Origin of the sequence: Streptomyces sp. NPDC004629 (genome assembly GCF_042873595.1) — a bacterium.
Classification (GTDB): Bacteria; Actinomycetota; Actinomycetes; order Streptomycetales; family Streptomycetaceae; genus Streptomyces.
In genome coordinates this window covers 646,021-664,005 of the sequence record NZ_JBIALO010000001.1, presented here as the reverse complement: position 1 = coordinate 664,005, position 17,985 = coordinate 646,021, and the positions used below count along the sequence as shown (strand labels likewise).

16 protein-coding genes are annotated in these 17,985 nt (G+C 70.1%); 9 read left to right on the top strand and 7 right to left on the bottom strand.

The features are described 5' to 3' along the window. Positions 1-2: 2 nt before the first annotated feature. Complete coding sequence (locus tag ACFYTE_RS02880; RefSeq protein WP_388704057.1) at positions 3-1,598, bottom strand: Na+/H+ antiporter; 1,596 nt, start codon at positions 1,596-1,598, stop codon at positions 3-5. A gap of 60 nt (positions 1,599-1,658) precedes the next feature. Here ACFYTE_RS02880 and ACFYTE_RS02875 point away from each other — a divergent pair, with 60 nt between their 5' ends. The 3 genes from ACFYTE_RS02875 (at position 1,659) to ACFYTE_RS02865 (ending at position 3,695) form a co-directional block, all read left to right on the top strand. Then, positions 1,659-1,919, top strand: a complete 261-nt coding sequence (locus tag ACFYTE_RS02875) for a UBP-type zinc finger domain-containing protein (RefSeq protein ID WP_388703932.1) — start codon at positions 1,659-1,661, stop codon at positions 1,917-1,919. Positions 1,920-2,181: 262 nt separating this feature from the next. Next, positions 2,182-2,595 (top strand): anti-sigma regulatory factor, encoded by a 414-nt coding sequence (locus ACFYTE_RS02870; protein ID WP_019058277.1) that lies wholly within the window; start codon positions 2,182-2,184, stop codon positions 2,593-2,595. 17 nt (positions 2,596-2,612) lie between these two features. Continuing rightward, positions 2,613-3,695 carry an RNA polymerase sigma factor SigF gene (locus ACFYTE_RS02865; RefSeq protein WP_388704055.1) on the top strand — a complete coding sequence of 361 codons (1,083 nt, stop codon included), beginning with the start codon at positions 2,613-2,615 and terminating at the stop codon, positions 3,693-3,695. Positions 3,696-4,226: 531 nt separating this feature from the next. On the opposite strand, the gene ACFYTE_RS02860 is transcribed toward ACFYTE_RS02865, so the two are convergent. Further along, on the bottom strand, positions 4,227-4,682 hold the full coding sequence (locus tag ACFYTE_RS02860; RefSeq protein WP_388703929.1) for a hypothetical protein: 456 nt from the start codon (positions 4,680-4,682) through the stop codon (positions 4,227-4,229). Positions 4,683-4,798: 116 nt separating this feature from the next. Between ACFYTE_RS02860 and ACFYTE_RS02855 the strand changes: the two genes are divergently transcribed. Together ACFYTE_RS02855 and ACFYTE_RS02850 are read left to right on the top strand one after the other, a co-directional pair. After that, the gene (locus ACFYTE_RS02855) at positions 4,799-5,767 is read left to right on the top strand and encodes a diacylglycerol/lipid kinase family protein (protein WP_388703927.1); all 969 of its coding nucleotides are present in this window, start codon (positions 4,799-4,801) and stop codon (positions 5,765-5,767) included. Between the two features lie 319 nt (positions 5,768-6,086). Beyond that, positions 6,087-6,344: a WhiB family transcriptional regulator gene (locus ACFYTE_RS02850; protein ID WP_007491230.1), complete on the top strand. Its 258-nt coding sequence runs from the start codon at positions 6,087-6,089 to the stop codon at positions 6,342-6,344. Between the two features lie 165 nt (positions 6,345-6,509). Here ACFYTE_RS02850 and ACFYTE_RS02845 read toward each other — a convergent pair whose 3' ends face one another. Next, complete coding sequence (locus ACFYTE_RS02845) at positions 6,510-7,985, bottom strand: sensor histidine kinase (RefSeq protein WP_388703924.1); 1,476 nt, start codon at positions 7,983-7,985, stop codon at positions 6,510-6,512. Positions 7,986-8,532: 547 nt separating this feature from the next. On the opposite strand from ACFYTE_RS02845, the gene nagB reads away from it, so the two are divergent. Further along, entirely contained in the window at positions 8,533-9,318 is a 786-nt protein-coding gene (nagB, locus tag ACFYTE_RS02840) for a glucosamine-6-phosphate deaminase (protein ID WP_388703921.1), read from the top strand. Positions 9,319-9,406: 88 nt separating this feature from the next. Here the strand turns inward: nagB and ACFYTE_RS02835 are convergent, their stop codons facing one another. From ACFYTE_RS02835 to ACFYTE_RS02820, 4 genes are all read right to left on the bottom strand, one after another. Then, positions 9,407-10,942 carry a glycoside hydrolase family 3 protein gene (locus ACFYTE_RS02835; protein WP_388703919.1) on the bottom strand — a complete coding sequence of 512 codons (1,536 nt, stop codon included), beginning with the start codon at positions 10,940-10,942 and terminating at the stop codon, positions 9,407-9,409. An 8-nt stretch (positions 10,943-10,950) separates the two neighbouring features. Beyond that, entirely contained in the window at positions 10,951-11,808 is an 858-nt protein-coding gene (locus tag ACFYTE_RS02830; protein ID WP_388704052.1) for a carbohydrate ABC transporter permease, read from the bottom strand. Between the two features lie 14 nt (positions 11,809-11,822). After that, entirely contained in the window at positions 11,823-12,809 is a 987-nt protein-coding gene (locus ACFYTE_RS02825; RefSeq protein ID WP_388703916.1) for a carbohydrate ABC transporter permease, read from the bottom strand. A gap of 210 nt (positions 12,810-13,019) precedes the next feature. Continuing rightward, positions 13,020-14,306 carry an extracellular solute-binding protein gene (locus ACFYTE_RS02820; protein WP_388703913.1) on the bottom strand — a complete coding sequence of 429 codons (1,287 nt, stop codon included), beginning with the start codon at positions 14,304-14,306 and terminating at the stop codon, positions 13,020-13,022. A 410-nt stretch (positions 14,307-14,716) separates the two neighbouring features. Here ACFYTE_RS02820 and ACFYTE_RS02815 point away from each other — a divergent pair, with 410 nt between their 5' ends. The 3 genes from ACFYTE_RS02815 to mctP all read left to right on the top strand — a co-directional run bounded on the left by ACFYTE_RS02815 (position 14,717) and on the right by mctP (position 17,867). Then, a complete protein-coding gene (locus ACFYTE_RS02815; protein ID WP_388703910.1) occupies positions 14,717-15,481 on the top strand; it encodes a GntR family transcriptional regulator in 765 nt (254 codons plus the stop codon). 497 nt (positions 15,482-15,978) lie between these two features. Beyond that, positions 15,979-16,242: a DUF3311 domain-containing protein gene (locus ACFYTE_RS02810; RefSeq protein WP_388703907.1), complete on the top strand. Its 264-nt coding sequence runs from the start codon at positions 15,979-15,981 to the stop codon at positions 16,240-16,242. After that, positions 16,239-17,867: a monocarboxylate uptake permease MctP gene (mctP, locus tag ACFYTE_RS02805; RefSeq protein WP_388703905.1), complete on the top strand. Its 1,629-nt coding sequence runs from the start codon at positions 16,239-16,241 to the stop codon at positions 17,865-17,867. Before ACFYTE_RS02810 ends, mctP begins: the two co-directional genes overlap by 4 nt. Positions 17,868-17,985 lie beyond the last annotated feature (118 nt).

Sequence of the window (17,985 nt, the reverse complement as noted above, 5' to 3'; positions counted from 1 at the left end):
GGCTAGGCGGTCTCCCGGTACGCGGCCGCTTCCTCCAGGTCCAGTCTGCGCAGCAGCGTGCGCAGCATCTCGTCGTCGATGTAGCGGCCGTCCCGCAGCCGTACGAACACGTCGCGCTCGGCGCTGATCATCTCCCGGGACAGCCGGCGGTAGGTGTCGTCGGCGGTCTCCCCGGTCACCGGGTTCACCGCGCCCAGCCGCTCCCAGACGGCGTTGCGGCGGCGTTCCAGGACGGTGCGGAGGCGGTCCGCGAGCGGCTGCGGCAGGGCGTTGCGCTCGTCGGCGAGCAGGTCGTCGAGGCAGGCCTCGGCGGCCCGGGACGCCTGCGCCTGGGCATTGGCCTCGGCAAGGGTCTCCGCCTGCGGGTCGCGGCCGGGGAAGCGCAGCACCCGGATCAGCGGGGGCAGCGACAGGCCCTGTACCACCAGCGTCCCGATGACCGTCGTGAACGTCAGGAAGAGGATCAGGTTGCGCTGCGGGAAGGGCAGTCCGCCGTGCGTGGTGGCCGGGATCGAGAAGGCGATGGCCAGCGACACCACGCCCCGCATCCCGGCCCACGAAGTGATCATCGCGCCCCGCCAGGTGGGGTCGGCCTCGCGCTGTCTGATCCGGGCGGACAGCCGCCGGGGCAGGAAGGTCGCCGGATACACCCACACGAACCGGGCCGCGACCACCACCAGGAAGAGGGCTACGGCGTACCCGGCGGCCTCGGCGCCCGCGTACGATCCGAGCCCTCTGAGGACGACCGGCAGTTGCAGTCCGATCAGCGCGAACACCGCCGACTCCAGGACGAAGGCGACCATCTTCCAGACCGCCTCCTCCTGGAGCCGCGTGGCGAAGTCGACCTCCCAAGCACGGTGTCCCAGATACAGCGCGACGACCACGACCGCGAGCACACCGGAGGCGTGCACCTGCTCGGCGACGCTGTAGGCGACGAACGGAATCAGCAAGGAGAGCGTGTTCTGGAGCAGGGGCTCCTTCAGGTGAGTGCGCAGCCAGTGGAGCGGGGCCATCAGCACCAGGCCGACGCCGACGCCGCCGACCGCCGCGAGCAGGAACTCGCCGATCCCGCCGGCCCAGGTGGCGCCCTCGCCGACGGCCGCCGCGAGGGCCACCTTGTACGCGGTGATCGCGGTGGCGTCGTTCAGCAGGGACTCGCCCTGGAGAATGGTCGTGATCCGGGAGGGCAGCCCGACCCGCCGGGCCACCGCCGTCGCGGCGACCGCGTCCGGCGGTGCCACCACCGCGCCCAGCACCAGGGCGGCGGTCAGCGGCATCCCGGGCACGATCAGGTAGACCGCCCAGCCGACGAGGAACGTCGCGAAGAGCACGTATCCCACGGAGAGGAGCGCCACGGGGCGCAGCTGCGCGCGCAGGTCCAGATAGGAGCTGTCGCTGGCCGAGGTGTACAGCAGCGGAGGCAGCAGGAGCGGCAGGACGACCTCCGGGTCGAGGGCGTACTCGGGCACCCCGGGGACGTACGCGACCGCCAGTCCGACCGCGACCAGCAGCAGCGGTGCCGGCACCGGGGTGCGCCGGGCGGCCCCCGCCACCGCCGCACTGCCCGCCACCAGCAACAGCAGCGGCATCACGTCCATGTCCTCGCCCGCCCTCGTTTTCCGCGCGGTCAACCGCACACCCGTCGTAATCTGGCAATCATGAAACAGTGCACGCACGCCGACGCGCTGCCGCACCCCGAACCGAAGCCGCTCACCGAGACCTGCCCGGAATGTCTCGCACAGGGCACGCACCCGGTGCAACTGCGGCTCTGTCTGACCTGCGGCCACGTCGGCTGCTGCGACTCCTCGCCGGGGCGGCACGCGACGGGGCACCACGATCAGTCCGGTCACCCGGTGATGCGGACCTTCGAGCCGGGCGAGGACTGGCGGTGGTGCTTCGTCGATCATGTCCTCGTGTGACACTGCATGGCGACGCCGGGTTTCGACGGTTCGACCGTCTGACGCCTGGGTACGTCAAACCGGCGCGTGCTCTTCCCATTTGGGCCCGCAGAACCCCTAGACACGGAGCGTATCCACAGTTTTACTGTGAGTAACGACAGGGGTTGGGGTCCCGGGGACAGAAAAGTTCGGAGCGCGATAGCGTCACCGCTGAACCAGGAACCGCGTTACCCCGGGGGGCGACCCTCGGCCCTGTAGAGCTTGTACCACCTTGGAGGTGAGGGTGTCCCAGATCGCAGGCGAGCCCGCGACCCAGGACTTCGTGGAAGTCCGGCTGCCGGCTGCGGGTGCCTACCTGTCGGTGCTGCGGACGGCCACGGCCGGACTCGCCGCCCGCTTGGACTTCACCCTGGACGAGATCGAGGACCTGCGCATCGCGGTGGACGAGGCCTGCGCGATCCTGCTCCAGCAGGCCGTGCCGGGCTCTGTACTCAGCTGCGTCTTCCGACTCGTCGACGACTCGCTGGAGGTCACGGTGTCGGCGCCGACCACGGACGGGCACGCCCCCGCGCGGGACACCTTCGCCTGGACCGTGCTGTCGGCCCTGGCGGGCAAGGTCTCGTCGGCCGTCGACGAGGACAAGACCGTGTCGATCAGCCTGTACAAACAGCGCGGCGCGGGACCCGGGCCGGCGTGAGGAACGGGGACGGTCCGGTGCGGGACGAAGAGCGCGGCACACGGGAACTGCCCGCCGAGGGCGGGGGCGCCCCGAGCGGATCTCGGCGCCCGGCGGACGGCATCGACGGCATCGACGGCATCCCCGAACAGGCCAGGCCGCATCCGGAGGACGACTCCGCGCAGGCTGATCGGGACGGTGCCATGCAGAGCGCGCCTTCGGCGGGACGGAACGGGGTCGTGTCCCCAGTCCGAGCGGAGGCGAGGGCTCGGGGAAGGTCGACGGGCGGGACGATGAGCGAGCACGAGCGATACTCCGCGGACGATGCGCTGGGCGCACAGGGCGTCCCAGGCACGCAGCACGATCCTCAGGACCGCAGCGGGGCACGTGCCATGTTCGTCGAGCTGCGCACGCTCAAGGACGGCAGTCCGGAGTACGCGGAGCTGCGCAATCAGCTGGTCCGCATGCATCTGCCGCTCGTGGAGCACCTTGCGCGCCGGTTCCGCAATCGCGGCGAGCCGCTCGACGACCTCACCCAGGTCGCCACCATCGGCCTGATCAAGTCCGTGGACCGGTTCGACCCGGAGCGCGGAGTGGAGTTCTCCACATACGCCACGCCCACGGTCGTCGGTGAGATCAAACGGCACTTCCGGGACAAGGGCTGGGCGGTGCGCGTCCCGCGGCGGCTGCAGGAGCTGCGGCTCGCGCTGACCACGGCCACGGCCGAGCTGTCGCAGCTGCACGGCCGCTCCCCCACAGTGCACGAGCTGGCCGAGAAGCTGGCGATCTCGGAAGAGGAGGTCCTGGAAGGGCTGGAATCGGCCAACGCCTACTCCACGCTCTCCCTGGACGTCCCCGACACCGACGACGAGTCCCCGGCGGTGGCCGACACGCTCGGCGCGGAGGACGAGGCGCTGGAGGGCGTCGAGTACCGCGAGTCCCTCAAACCGCTGCTCGAAGACCTTCCGCCGCGCGAGAAGCGGATCCTTCTGCTGCGGTTCTTCGGCAACATGACCCAGTCGCAGATCGCCCAGGAGGTCGGCATCTCCCAGATGCACGTCTCCCGTCTACTGGCCCGAACCCTGGCCCAGCTCCGCGAGAAGCTCCTGGTGGAGGAGTAACCAGCGCCCGGCCGGCTGCGGTGACCGGAGCCCGCCATGGGGTGTGGCTCTCACGGGAGCCGGCTTGACGTCGGAGGCACGCGATCCGGCACGGCGAAGGGCCCCCACGCAGAGATGGCGTCCTTCGCGGGGCCGGGCCCGCGTGCCAGAAGCGACGCCCGTCCACCGGCACGAGTCCGCTCTCCCGCAGCGAGACCGACGCGCCGAGGGACCGAGCCAGGCACGGGAGCGGGACACACCGCCGTGGCGGGGCATCGCCTCTCGAAGCCCGTCACCTCCCGATACGCGGCTTCCTCGGCGACATCCGCTCCGGGGTGCACCGCCGCCGATCTGCCCCGCCGCGCGCCCCTCTCGTGATGCGGCCCGCGTCTTTCCGCGGCAGCCCGCGCCCCCGCGGTCGGTGTCTCCGGGGCGTCCCCCTGCCGTGAGCATCCCCGGCGCCGCCGCAAGCCGCCCCGCCTCCGTTGCGGTGCGGCACCGGCGTCGTCTTCCGTGGCGCCGGGCTCGTCGTGGGGACGGTGTCGGCGTGGTTCAACGTCTCGGGTCCCGGGTGTGGCCCGGGGTGTGGATGCCCAGGGCCCGGGTGGTCTCCGCGTTGATCAGCAGGACCAGGGCCGCCACCGCCACCACCGCGAGGACGATGCCCGCCGGGATGGCCACGCTGTCGGCCTGGAGCAGGCTGTAGGCCACCGGCAGCGCCATGATCTGGGTGATCACGGCGGGCCCCCGGCTCCAGCTGCGCCGTAGCAGCAGACCGCGCGCGGCAAGCAGCGGCAGCAGCGCCAGGACGATCAGGGTGACGCCCAGCGTGATGGCCTGCTGCCGGTCGTCCGGCGCGCCGGTGAGGCCGAGGACGAACGTCCACACGCCCCCGATCACCAGCGCGGCCCCCTCCAGCGCGGCCAGCGCCGCCGCCAGGGTCAGCCGGCGCGGACGCGGGCCGTCGGCCGCCGCGGGGTTCGGGGAGGGGTTCTGCTCACTGCTCACCCCCGCAGCCTAGCCGCCGTCGCTGCACCCCGGATGTCCAGGCTCACGCCCTCACCTCTTACCGGATCCCTACCTCGGTCTGGGCCCGGTACCACCCAGTAGGTACGCTGCAACCCATGCGTGCACTACTCGTGGTCAATCCGGCGGCAACCACCACAAGCGCACGTACGCGCGACGTACTGATCCATGCCCTGGCGAGCGAGATGAAGCTGGAGGCGGTCACCACCCAGTACCGGGGGCACGCGCGCGACCTGGGCCGGCAGGCCGCGGACAGCGACGACATAGACCTGGTCGTGGCGCTCGGCGGCGACGGCACCGTCAACGAGGTCGTCAACGGCATCCTGCACGGCGGCCCCGACCCCGACCGCCTGCCCGGCCTCGCGGTGGTGCCCGGCGGCTCCACCAATGTGTTCGCCCGCGCGCTGGGCCTGCCCAACGACCCGGTCGAGGCCACCGGCGCCCTGCTGGACGCGCTGAGCGAGAAGCGCGAGCGCGTCGTCGGCCTCGGTCTCACCGCGGGCACCCCCGGCACCTCGGACGAGTCGGTCCCGGCGCGCTGGTTCACCTTCAACGCGGGACTGGGCTTCGACGCCGGTGTCGTCGGCCGCGTCGAGCAGCAGCGCGAACTCGGCAAGACGTCGACGCACAGTCTGTACGTCCGTCAGGTCCTGAGGCAGTTCCTCGGTGAGCCGAACCGCAGACGCGGCACGATCACCCTCGAACGTGAGGGTGCCGACCCGGTCGGCGACCTCGTCGTGGCGATAGTCTCGAACACGTCGCCCTGGACGTATCTCGGCAATCGCCCGATGTATACGTCGCCTAAGGCCTCGTTCGACAAGGGCATCGACGTATTCGGACTCAGCCGTCTGTCCACGGCCGCGGTTGCCCGGTATGGCACCCAGTTGCTCACTTCGTCCCCCGAGCGTGGACCCCGTGGCAAGCACGTCGTGTCCCTGCACGACATGGACCGCTTCACCTTGCATTCGAAGGTGCCACTGCCCCTCCAGATGGACGGCGACCACCTCGGACTGCGTACGAGCGTGACGTTCACAGGCGTACGCCGTGCACTGCGTGTGATTGTGTGAGCGGAACGCGCCAAAGTCCTTTCACTCGAACGTTTAGGCCAGGCTCCACCCCATGGAAGTACGGCTGTGACTCAGTCGACACCGAGGAATCAAAAAAAACTTTCCGGAAGGGGTTGTATCCGCCGCTGAGGTTTGCGAGTCTCTACGTGGCGATCGGGACGGCCCGCAACACCAGCCTCCGCTGATCACCGGAACCCCTCTTCAAACCACAGGACCACGCCAGGGAACCTGGCGGTCGGCCCTTCACTTGTTGAGGGATTCGTGAAAGCGTTCACATTCACAAGCAACCTGCATGTAATACCAAGGAGAGGTAGCAGCCATGGACTGGCGTCACAACGCCGTTTGCCGCGAGGAAGACCCCGAGCTCTTCTTCCCCATCGGCAACACCGGTCCTGCGCTGCTGCAGATCGAGGAAGCCAAGGCCGTCTGCCGTCGCTGCCCGGTTATCGAGCAGTGCCTGCAGTGGGCGCTTGAGTCCGGTCAGGACTCCGGCGTCTGGGGTGGTCTCAGCGAGGACGAGCGCCGCGCCATGAAGCGCCGCGCCGCTCGCAACCGGGCCCGTCAGGCCACCGCCTGACAGTCCCACCCCTGCACGACGGCCTGAGCTTGGCGGCGCGTACAGCGAGTGCGCATCTCCCGCCCCCGAGCCGCAGCGCGCAGTACCCCCGATGCGCTTAGAACACGCAGCAACGAGCACTGGCCTCGGACCCGACGCGGGTCCGAGGTCTTTTGCTGTACGGGGCTACTTCCGCGCCGGCACGGGGATGTCCAGGATCACCCGCGTCCCCCGTTCGGGCGCCGGCACCATGTCGAACGTACCGCCCAACTCGCCCTCGACCAGCGTCCGCACGATCTGCAGACCGAGGTTGCCCGAGCGGTGCGGGTCGAAGCCCCCGGGCAGGCCCACGCCGTCGTCCTGGACGGTGACGAGGAGGCGGGCCTCCGTGGTGGTGCCGCCGCGGACCGCCGTGACCTCGACGGTGCCGGTCTCGCCCTCGCGGAAGCCGTGTTCGAGGGCGTTCTGCAGGACCTCGGTGAGGACCATCGACAACGGAGTCGCCACCTCGGCGTCGAGTATGCCGAAGCGTCCGCTGCGCCGCCCGGTCACCTTGCCCGGCGAGATCTCCGCGACCATCGCGAGGACCCGGTCGGCGATCTCGTCGAACTCCACGCGCTCGTCCAGATTCTGGGACAGCGTCTCGTGCACGATCGCGATGGAGCCGACCCGCCGCACCGCCTCCTCCAGCGCCTCCCGGCCGCGCTCCGACTCGATGCGCCGGGCCTGCAGCCGCAGCAGGGCGGCGACCGTCTGGAGGTTGTTCTTCACCCGGTGGTGGATCTCCCGGATCGTCGCGTCCTTGGTCATCAACTCGCGTTCGCGGCGCCGCAGCTCCGTGACGTCCCGGAGCAGTACCAGCGAACCGATGCGCGTGCCCTTGGGCTTGAGCGGGATCGCCCGGAACTGGATCGCGCCGTCGGCCGACTCGATCTCGAACTCGCGGGGTGCCCAGCCGCTGGCGACCTTGGCCAGCGCCTCGTCCACCGGCCCCCGGGTCGGGGCGAGTTCGGCGGTGGTCCGGCCCAGGTGGTGGCCGAGCAGGTCGGCGGCGAGGCCGAGCCGGTGGTAGGCGGACAGAGCGTTCGGGGAGGCGTACTGGACGATGCCGTCCGCGTCGAGCCGGATCAGACCGTCGCCGACGCGCGGCGAGGCGTCCATGTCGACCTGCTGGTCCGGGAACGGGAAGGAGCCGGCCGCGATCATCTGCGCGAGGTCGGAGGCGCTTTGCAGATACGTCAGCTCCAGGCGGCTCGGCGTGCGCACGGTCAGCAGGTTGGTGTTGCGGGCGATGACCCCGAGGACGCGGGCCGCGCGGCGCACGGGAATCGACTCGACCCGGACCGGGACCTCCTCGCGCCACTCGGGATCGCCCTCGCGCACGATCCGGCCCTCGTCCAGCGCCGCGTCCAGCATGGGGCGCCGGCCGCGCGGGACGAGATGGCCCACCATGTCGTCCTGGTAGGAGGTCGGGCCGGTGTTGGGGCGCATCTGGGCGACCGAGACGTACCGGGTGCCGTCGCGGGTGGGGACCCACAGGACCAGGTCGGCGAAGGAGAGGTCGGAGAGCAGCTGCCACTCCGAGACCAGCAGATGGAGCCACTCAAGATCGGAGTCGTCGAGGGCGGTGTGCTGGCGTACGAGTTCGTTCATGGAGGGCACAAGTGCGAGCGTACCCGGCGGTTTGTCCGCCCTGAAAAAAGCCGTTGCCCGGCCCCGGGAACACCCGCGGGCCGCGGCGCCTGAGAGGGACCCTCAACCCTCCCGGCACCGCAGCCCGGAGCAGCAACGGCCGTGGGGTGTGCGGTCCCGATCGGCCGAAGGATGAGGAGCCGGGGCAGTCAGGGCAGAGAGCTCCGGTTCCTCGGTCCGCCTTCCTGTGCGGGGAAGACGGATGACTGGGGCTACGTCGTACGGTCCTGCCGTACGCGGTACCTGTACGCATTGTGGACTAGACCACGTAGGTGTGTCCATGTGTTGGAGGCTGTTCGTCCTCGGCGCTTCGCAGCCTAAGCGCTCCGCCGGTAGTGCCGCGATGCGCCGCCGGTCGTCCGCGGCGCCGTCGTGGCTCGTCGCGCAGTTCCCCTCGCCCCTTCGGGGCGCTGCCGGACCGCGGTGGACCCAGAGGGTCGGCGCCCGTGGGGGGTCGATGCTAGATTGGTCTAAACCACATAGACCTTCCAGCCCTCTTCAGAACGGCAGGCCCAGCGTGGAAGTTGTCATCGTCCCGGACGCCGCGGCCGGCGGCGAGCTGATCGCCGAGGCCATGGCCCAGCTGCTCCGGCGCAAGCCCGGCGCCGTGCTCGGCGTGGCCACCGGCTCGACCCCGCTGCCCGTCTACCAGGCGCTGACGGCCAAGGTGCGCTCGGGCGCCGTGGACATCTCGCGGGCGCGCATAGCGCAGCTCGACGAGTACGTGGGGCTGCTTGCGGACCACCCGGAGTCCTACCGTTCGGTGCTGCGCCGGGAGGTGCTGGAGCCGCTCGGGATCGCCATGGACGCGTTCATGGGGCCGGACGGCACGGCCGAGGACATCCTGGGCGCCTGCGCGGCGTACGACCGGGCGCTCGCCGAGGCCGGCGGCGTGGATCTGCAGTTGCTCGGGATCGGGACCGACGGGCACATCGGCTTCAACGAGCCGTGCTCCTCGCTCGCCTCGCGCACCCGGATCAAGACGCTGACCGAGCAGACCCGCATCGACAACGCGCGCTTCTTCGACGGCGACATCGAGCAGGTGCCGCACCACGTCATCACGCAGGGCATCGGCACCATCCTGGAGGCCCGGCACCTGGTGCTGCTCGCGACCGGCGAGGGCAAGGCGGACGCGGTCGCGGCGACCGTGGAGGGACCGGTGGCGGCGGTCTGCCCCGCCTCGGCGCTGCAACTGCACCCGCACGCCACCGTCGTCGTGGACGAGGCCGCGGCGTCCAAGCTGAAGCTCGCCGACTACTTCCGGCACACGTATGTGAACAAGCCGGAGTGGCAGGGCATCTGACCGGTCCCGGCCGGCCCCGGACCACTCCGGGCCGGGCCGGACGCAGCGGGCCGCCGGACTCCGCCGTGGAGCCCGGCGCTCTCGCCCGTCACGGTCGGCGCGCCCCGGCGACGGCCTCCGCCGCCGCCCGCCCGCACACCCGGGCCGCGCCATGGGTGGCGATGTGCAGGGCGCCGCGCGGCGGGGCCTCGGGGATGCCCATCTCGACCACGATCGTGTCGGGGCGGGCCGCCAGCAGGGTGTCGAGGGCCCCCGTCATCCAGGGGTGGCGGTGCTCGTCGCGGACGACGACCACGATGCGGCGGTCGCCCGCCGCGGCCAGCGCCACCGGTCCCGCGTCCACACCGGTGAAGCTGCCCGTCTCGGTGCCGGGCAGCAGCCGTGCCAGCTCCGCCGCGACGCCCCAGGGGGTCTCGTCGCCGACGGCGATGTTCGCGACGGGAGTGAAGGCGGCGACGTAGGGGGCCGAGGCCGGCGGCTCGTAGGGGCCAAAGCGGGTCACCGTGAGCGCGCGCCGGGCGGCGACGAGCCCGATGTCGTCCTGGTCCTGGGACGCCCCGGCCGCAAAGCCGTTGGCTGCCGGTCCCGCAGAGCCGTTCGTACCGGGTGCCGTCCGCGCGGTCCAGCGGGCCAGTCGGCGCACCCGCTCGGCCGCGTCCGCGAGCCGTTCCTCGGGCAGTTCGCCCGAGCGGACGGCGGACACCAGGGCGTCGCGCAGCCGGCGCACCGTCTCGTCGTCGTTGAGGCCCCCGCCGACGCAGATCGCGTCGGCGCCGGCCGCGAGGGCGAGGACGCTGCCGCGTTCGATGCCGTAGGCGGCGGCGATGGCCTGCATCTCCATGCCGTCGGTGACGATCAGGCCGTCGTAGCCCAGCTCGCCGCGGAGCAGGTCGGTCAGGATCCGGCGGGAGAGGGTGGCGGGGCGGTCCGGGTCCAGGGCGGGGACCAGGATGTGGGCGCTCATCACGGCCCGGGTGCCGGCCGCGACGGCCGCCCGGAAGGGGACCAGATCACGGGTCTGAAGCACCTCGGCCGGCACATCGATGCGGGGCATCGCGAGGTGGGAGTCGACGGCCGTGTCGCCGTGTCCGGGAAAGTGCTTGGTGCAGGCCACCACTCCGGCGGACTGGAGGCCGGTGACATAGGCGGCCGTGTGCCGGGCCGCCAGGTCGGGGTCGGCGCCGAACGAGCGGACGCCGATGACCGGGTTGGCGGGGTCGGCGTTCACGTCGGCCGCCGGGGCCCAGTTGAAGTTCACCCCGCAGGCCGCGAGCCTGCGGCCGAGTTCGCGGGCCACGTCGTGGGTCAGCGCCACGTCGTCGACGGCTCCGAGCGCGTGGTTGCCGGGGAAGCTGGAGCCGGTGCGCACCTCCAGGCGCGTGACGTCCCCGCCCTCCTCGTCGATGGCGACCAGGACGTCGTCGCGTTCGGCGCGCAACTGGGCGGTCAGGGCGGCCAGTTGTTCGGGCGAGGCGACATTGCGACCGAACAGGCCCACCGATGCCAGGCCCTCGCCGAGCCGGCGCAGCAGCCAGTCGGGGGCGGTGGTGCCGGGGAAGCCGGGCTGGAGGACGGTGAGGGCGTTGCGGGTGAGGGTGTCGGTGCGGCCGGCCAGGGTCGTCATCGGGCGCGTCATCCCTTCACGGCGCCCGCGGTCAGCCCCGCGGCCATCTTGCGCTGGACGAACAGGAACAGCACGACGATCGGCACGGCCATCATGGTGGCGCCGGCCATCATCGGCGCGTACTCGGTGCCGTGCTTGGTGGTGAAGTTGCCGAGCCACACGGTCGCGGTCTGGTTCTGCTGGCTCATCAGCATGAGTGCGTACAGGTACTCGTTCCAGGCCTGGATGAAGCCGTAGACGGAGGTGGCGACCATGCCGGGGGCGAGGAGCGGGAAGACGACGCGGACGAAGGCACCGGTGCGCGAGCAGCCGTCGACCATCGCGGCCTCCTCCAGTTCCTTCGGGATGTTGACGATGAAGCCGCGCAGCGTCCACACCGTGAAGGGGAGGATGAAGGTCAGGTAGGTGATGATGAGGCCGGTGAGCTTGTCGTACTGCTTCAGGTCGTTCAGTAGCAGGAAGACCGGGATGATCATGGCGACCAGCGGGACCATCTGCACCGCGAGGATGCCCACGATCACGATCTTGCGGCCGCGGAAGGCGAACCGGGAGATGGCGAGCGCGGCCAGCATGCCGACGACGATGCCGATCGCCACGACGGACAGCGACACGACCAGGCTGCGCCCGACGGGCCCCCAGAAGTCGGCGATGTCCAGCGCACGGCTGAAGTTGGACAGGGTCAGGCCCGTGGGCAGCAGGCTGGGATCCGGGTCGATGGCGTCCTTGGCCGGCTTGAACGCCGTGTTGAGCATCCAGTAGACGGGGAAGCCGACGATGACGAAGACGAGGAGGCCGAGGAGGTTCCAGCCGAGCCGGGACCCGTTCCTGCGCCGGCCGCCGGCGGCGATCGCACTCGTGCCGCTCATGTCGCTCATGCCGCTCACTCGACGTCTCCGATCTTCAGCATCTGGCGCATATAGACGGCGACCACACCGAGCAGCAGCACCACGGTGATCAGGGCGATCGCCGAGCCCTGCGCGTAGTCGTTGACCACGAAGGCGCGGTCGTAGGAGTAGGTGGTCAGCAACTGGAACTCGGCCTCGGGATGCCCGTTGCGCATCACGAAGACCTGCGGGAAGACACCCATGTCCCAGATGACCGACAGGGTCGTGAGCATCACGATGATCGGCTTGAGGATGGGCAGGGTGACATAGCGGAAGACGCCCCAGGCGCCCGCGCCGTCGAGGCGGGCGGCCTCCTCCAGTTCCTTGGGCACCTGGGTGAGGCCCGCGCTGAGCGTGATGACGACGAACGGCACGGCGCCCCAGACCACCAACAGCATGATCACGGCCAGGCCCTGCGGCCCGCTCGCGAACCAGTTGTGGCCGATCAGATCGACGCCGGGCAGCCTGCTCAGCAGCGCGTTGAGGATGCCGTAGTCGGCGTCGAAGAGCCATTTGAAGACGGTGGTGGCGACGATGACGGGCATGCCCCAGCTCGCCACCAGCGCGATGTTGATCAGGGTCTTCACCCAGCCGGAGACCCGTTGCAGCAGCAGGGCGACCAGCATGCCGAGGACCATAGTGAAGATCACCGAGCCGGCCGCGAAGACGATCGTGCGGACCACGACCTGCCAGAACTCGCCGTCGCCGAGGACCTGGGAGAAGTTGTCGAACCCGACCGACTCGGCCGGCTGGAAGCCCCACAGCTGGGACTGCCCGAACTTCTGGAAGGACAGGGTGACCAGGCGGACCAGCGGATAGCCCATGACCAGGACGAGGATCACCAGGCAGGGGGCGAGCAGCAGCCAGGGGGTGCCCGCGCCGCCGGACGTGCGCTTTCCGCGTGGCCGTTGCGTGCCGCCCGGTGGTGGTGCCTGCCGCGGCGGCGGCACCGTGGCGGGGGTGGTCGTGTCTGCGGCACTCATCGCGCGCTCCTCAGCGGTCCCTCTGGTCGTACGAAGCCGACATCCCGTACGGAAACCGGAGTTCCGCACGCAGGCCCGGTCCCGGAGGGCGGCGTCTGGGTACGGAGTCCGGGTCCCGCAGGGCCACGCGGCGCCGGACCCCGCGCGGCCGTACGAGAAGCAGGGCCCCGCCCCCGAACTCCCCCGGGGTCCACGGGCCCTGCGCTCACGTCACTTGGTGTTGATCACCTTGTCGATCGCGGCGTCCGCTTCCTTCGCGGCGGCCTCGACCGTCTTCTTGCCGGTGCCGATGCTCTGCAGCATGGTCTGCAGAACCTGGGCCTTCTCGATCTGGCCCCAGCCGGGGGCCATCGGGACGAACCAGTTGGACTCGGCCGCGGTGGCGGGGACGGCGGTCGCCGGGTCGTCCTTCAGGGTGGCGAGGTCCGTCTTGTTGTTGGGCAGGTTGCCCTTGGCCATCAGGCCCTTCTGGCCTTCGGGGCCGGTGAAGGCGTTGATCCACTCGGCGGCGACGGCCTGGGCCTTGGACTTCACCGGGATGGCGAGGTCGGAGCCGCCGAGGAAGACCGGCATGTTCTTGCCGGACGGGCCGGGCATCACGAAGTTCTCAAGGTTGTCCTTGAGCTTGCCGGTCTTGTCGTTCTTCGGGTCGGCCGCGGTGCCGCCCTCCCAGGCGGGCGCGAAGATCATGGCGGACTTGCCCTGGCCGTAGACGATGTAACGGTCGGACTCGTCCTTGGTCTTGTCGCCGTGCATGTACGTGTCGACGACGCGCTTGAACTCCTTGAGGCCCTTGAGGGACTCGGGCGAGGAGAGGGTGCCCTTCCACTGGCCGCCCTCCTCCTTGGCGATGGAGCCGCCGGCGTCGTAGACGAAGGACATGGCCGCGTACCAGTCGCGGGTGGGCTGGTACCAGGCGCTGAACTTGTCGCCCTGCTTCTTCTGGATCTTGTCCAGGGCGGAGGTCAGCTCGGCGTAGGTCTTCGGGGGAGTCTTGACGCCGACCGAAGCGGCCACGTCCTTGCGCCAGTTGGCGACCCGGCCGCCGGCGTAGTACGGCACGCCGTAGGGCTTGCCCTCGTACGTCACGGAGGCCTTGAGGCCGTCGAGCCAGGCGGCCGAGTTGCCGTACTGGGCCGGGTCGATGGGTGCGAAGGCGCCCTTGACCATGTAGCCGAGCATCTCGGTGTTGCCCATCTCGACCACGTCGGGGGCCTTGTCCGTGGCGAGGACGGCGTCCAGCTTGGTGTTCTTGTCCGGCCAGCCGTAGTACTCGTGCTTGATCTTGATGCCGGGGTGCTTCTTCTGCACCGCGGCGTCGGCGGCCTTGACCAGATCGGGCCAGTTGTTCTGGGCGTCCACGGTGAGCCAGACGGTCAGCTCCTTGGCGTCCGCCCCCTTGCCCGAACCGTCGTCGTCCTTGCTGTCGCTACCGCACGCCGCGATGGAGACGACCATGCCCGCGATACCGATCGCGGCTATCAGCCTGCGCTTCACGCCACCCTCCTCAGGGATGCCACAAACCCCCCTGCCTCCCCGCGGCGCGCGTCAGCGCTGTGTACCGCCCATGGGGCCGGGACCTGGACCAATGGTGTAGACCAGTATGGGGAGCTTGGCCCAGACCAATACGGCTGTCAAGGCGTTCAAACAGGCTCGGGGCGTCCGTGATGGGACCGAGATATGCAGAGACCTTTCATTCACCAACCGACAGATCGGACGGACCACTTCGGGCCTATCGGGGCCACTCGGAGGGACCTATGGACTAGACCAACGGGGGGCGCGACGGTATACAGAGGAGATCACGGACCGTTCGGGTGGCCTCCCGTCACACGGAGCCGTGCCACGATGTGATCCGTGGCCGATGGGATGTCGGTCGCTTTCGGCACCAGGAGCCGGGAAGGCAGAACATGAGCACCGACGTCGGCAGTGCGGAGAACGAGGGTGGGACGACCGTCCGTACCGCGCGTGTGCCCAAGTACTACCGCCTGAAGAAACACCTGCTCGACATGACGGAGACGCTCCCGCCGGGCACACCGGTTCCACCGGAGCGCACACTCGCCGCCGAGTTCGACACCTCGCGCACCACCGTCCGCCAGGCCCTGCAGGAGCTGGTGGTCGAGGGCCGGCTGGAACGGATCCAGGGCAAGGGCACGTTCGTCGCCAAACCGAAGGTCTCCCAGGCGCTGCAACTCACCTCCTACACCGAGGACATGCGCGCCCAGGGTCTGGAGCCGACCTCGCAGCTGCTGGACATCGGCTACATCACCGCGGACGACCGGCTCGCCGAACTGCTCGACATCACGGCCGGCGGCCGGGTGCTGCGCATCGAGCGGCTGCGCATGGCCAACGGCGAGCCGATGGCCATCGAGACCACGCATCTGTCCGCCAAACGCTTCCCTGCGCTGCGCCGCAGCCTCGTCAAATACACGTCCCTGTACACCGCCCTCGCCGAGGTGTACGACGTCCGTCTCGCCGAGGCCGAGGAGACCATCGAGACCTCGCTGGCCACCCCGCGCGAGGCGGGCCTGCTCGGCACGGACGTGGGTCTGCCGATGCTGATGCTCTCCCGGCACTCGCTGGACGAGGACGGCAACCCGGTGGAGTGGGTGCGCTCGGTCTACCGCGGGGACCGCTACAAGTTCGTCGCGCGGCTGAAGCGCCCACAGGAATAGGCAGGTCGGCTACTTCCAGCCCTGCTGGTCGCGAGCGTCGTCCAGGACGCGTTGCGGATGTGCATTCCGCGCCTCCGCCACCCGGCGCCGTCCCCCTGAGCGAGGCGCCCTACGTCGCCGCGAAGATCACCGCCCCGCACGGGCCGATCCTCGCACGGGCCGAGAAGGAGGCGGCACGGCATACGGCCGGCAGTGCGGCCGATGACTGCACGGACGGCACGGACTGCGCTGGTACGGGCGGGAATCGACGGGCGAGTCGGCCTGCGAACGCCATGCCGCGCATATCCGGAAACGGCACCCGAGGCGGCGCCGTCCCGCCGGGAATTCGAGTGGATGCGCACGGACCGCCAGGAATCGGATCCCCGCCAGGGCTTGCGCCGTTGCCGAGAACGCCGTTTGCGACCGAAATACGGATGGGTACTTCCGCTTCATCGGCACCGTCACCTACATTGCCTGCGCGTTACAACAGGTGATCAGTGAGGGGACGGAGCCCAGACATGCCAGACGCGTCCGAAGTGAAACCACCGGTGGTGACACCGGTACGGGTGGTGATCGCCCTGTGTCTCGTCGCACCGTTCGTGGCGATGCTCTGGGTCGGCTCCTACGCCAAGGTCGACCCCACGTTCATCGGGATCCCGTTCTTCTACTGGTACCAGATGCTGTGGGTGCTGCTCTCCACCGCGCTGACCATGACCGCCTACAAGCTGTGGCAGCGTGACCAGCGCGCCCGCCGGACCCGGGTCGGAGGTGACGCGCGATGAACGACGGCGTCAACGGCGTCGCGCTCGGCGTCTTCGTCTTCTTCTTCCTGGCCGTCACGGTCGTGGGATTCCTGGCCGCCCGCTGGCGCAAGGCCGAGAACGAGCACAGCCTCGACGAATGGGGCCTGGGCGGCCGGTCGTTCGGCACCTGGGTCACCTGGTTCCTGCTCGGCGGCGACCTGTACACGGCCTACACCTTCGTCGCCGTCCCGGCGGCGATCTACGCGGCGGGCGCGGCCGGGTTCTTCGCCGTGCCCTACACGATCCTCGTGTATCCGCTGATCTTCACGTTCCTGCCCCGCCTGTGGTCGGTCTCGCACCGGCACGGCTACGTGACGACCTCGGACTTCGTGCGCGGCCGGTTCGGCTCCAAGGGGCTGTCGCTGGCGGTGGCGCTGACCGGCATCCTCGCCACGATGCCCTACATCGCGCTCCAACTGGTCGGCATCCAGGCAGTCCTCGACGTGATGGGCGTGGGCGGCGGCGAGAACACCAACTGGTTCGTCAAGGACCTGCCGCTGCTGCTCGCCTTCGGCGTGCTGGCCGCGTACACCTACTCGTCGGGCCTGAGGGCACCCGCCCTGATCGCGTTCGTCAAGGACACGCTGATCTACATCGTGATCGCGGTGGCGATCATCTACATCCCGATCAAGCTGGGCGGGTTCGACGACATCTTCGCCAAGGCCGGCGACGCCTTCGCCCAGACCAATCCGGCGACGGGGGCGCCGCGCGGGGCGCTCGCCCCGCCGGAGGCGGGCCAGTGGACGTACGCCACGCTGGCCCTCGGCTCCGCGCTCGCGCTCTTCATGTACCCGCACTCGATCACCGCGACGCTGTCGTCGCGCAGCCGTGAGGTGATCCGCCGCAACACCACGATCCTGCCGCTGTACTCCCTGATGCTCGGCCTGCTCGGTCTGCTGGGCTTCATGGCGATCGCGGCCGGGGTCAAGGTCTCCAACGGCCAGCTGGCCATCCCCCAGCTGTTCGAGGACATGTTCCCCGACTGGTTCGCGGGCGTGGCGTTCGCGGCGATCGGCATCGGCGCCCTGGTGCCCGCGGCCATCATGTCCATCGCGGCCGCGAACCTGTTCACCCGCAACATCTACAAGGACTTCATCAATCCGGACGCGACGGCCCATCAGGAGACCCGGGTCTCCAAGATCGTGTCGCTGCTGGTGAAGGTGGGCGCGCTGGTCTTCGTCCTGACCATGGACAAGACGGTCGCCATCAACTTCCAGCTGCTGGGCGGCATCTGGATCCTGCAGACCTTCCCGGCCCTGGTCGGCGGCCTGTTCACCCGCTGGTTCCACCGCTGGGCGCTGCTCGCGGGCTGGGCGGTCGGCATGGTGTACGGCACGGTCGCCGCCTACGGGGTGGCCTCGCCGACACAGAAGCACTTCGGCGGCTCGGCCGAGGAGATCCCCGGGATCGGTGAGATCGGCTACATCGGCATGACGGCGTTCGTGCTCAACCTCCTCGTCACCGTCGTCCTGACCTTCGTCCTGAAGGCCGTGAAGGCTCCCGAGGGCGTGGACGAGACGAGCCCGCAGGACTACACGGCCGACGCGGGAGACGCGGGCGTCCAGGTCGAGCTTCCGCCCGCGACGGCGGGCGCCGGGCACTGACAGCACGCCCCCGCACGGCCGCGGGGCACCGCGCGGGCCACCGCGCACGCCCCGCAACGGGCCGCCGAAGCCGAACCCGGCAACGGCGGCCCGTTGACGTACGACACAACATCTGGGG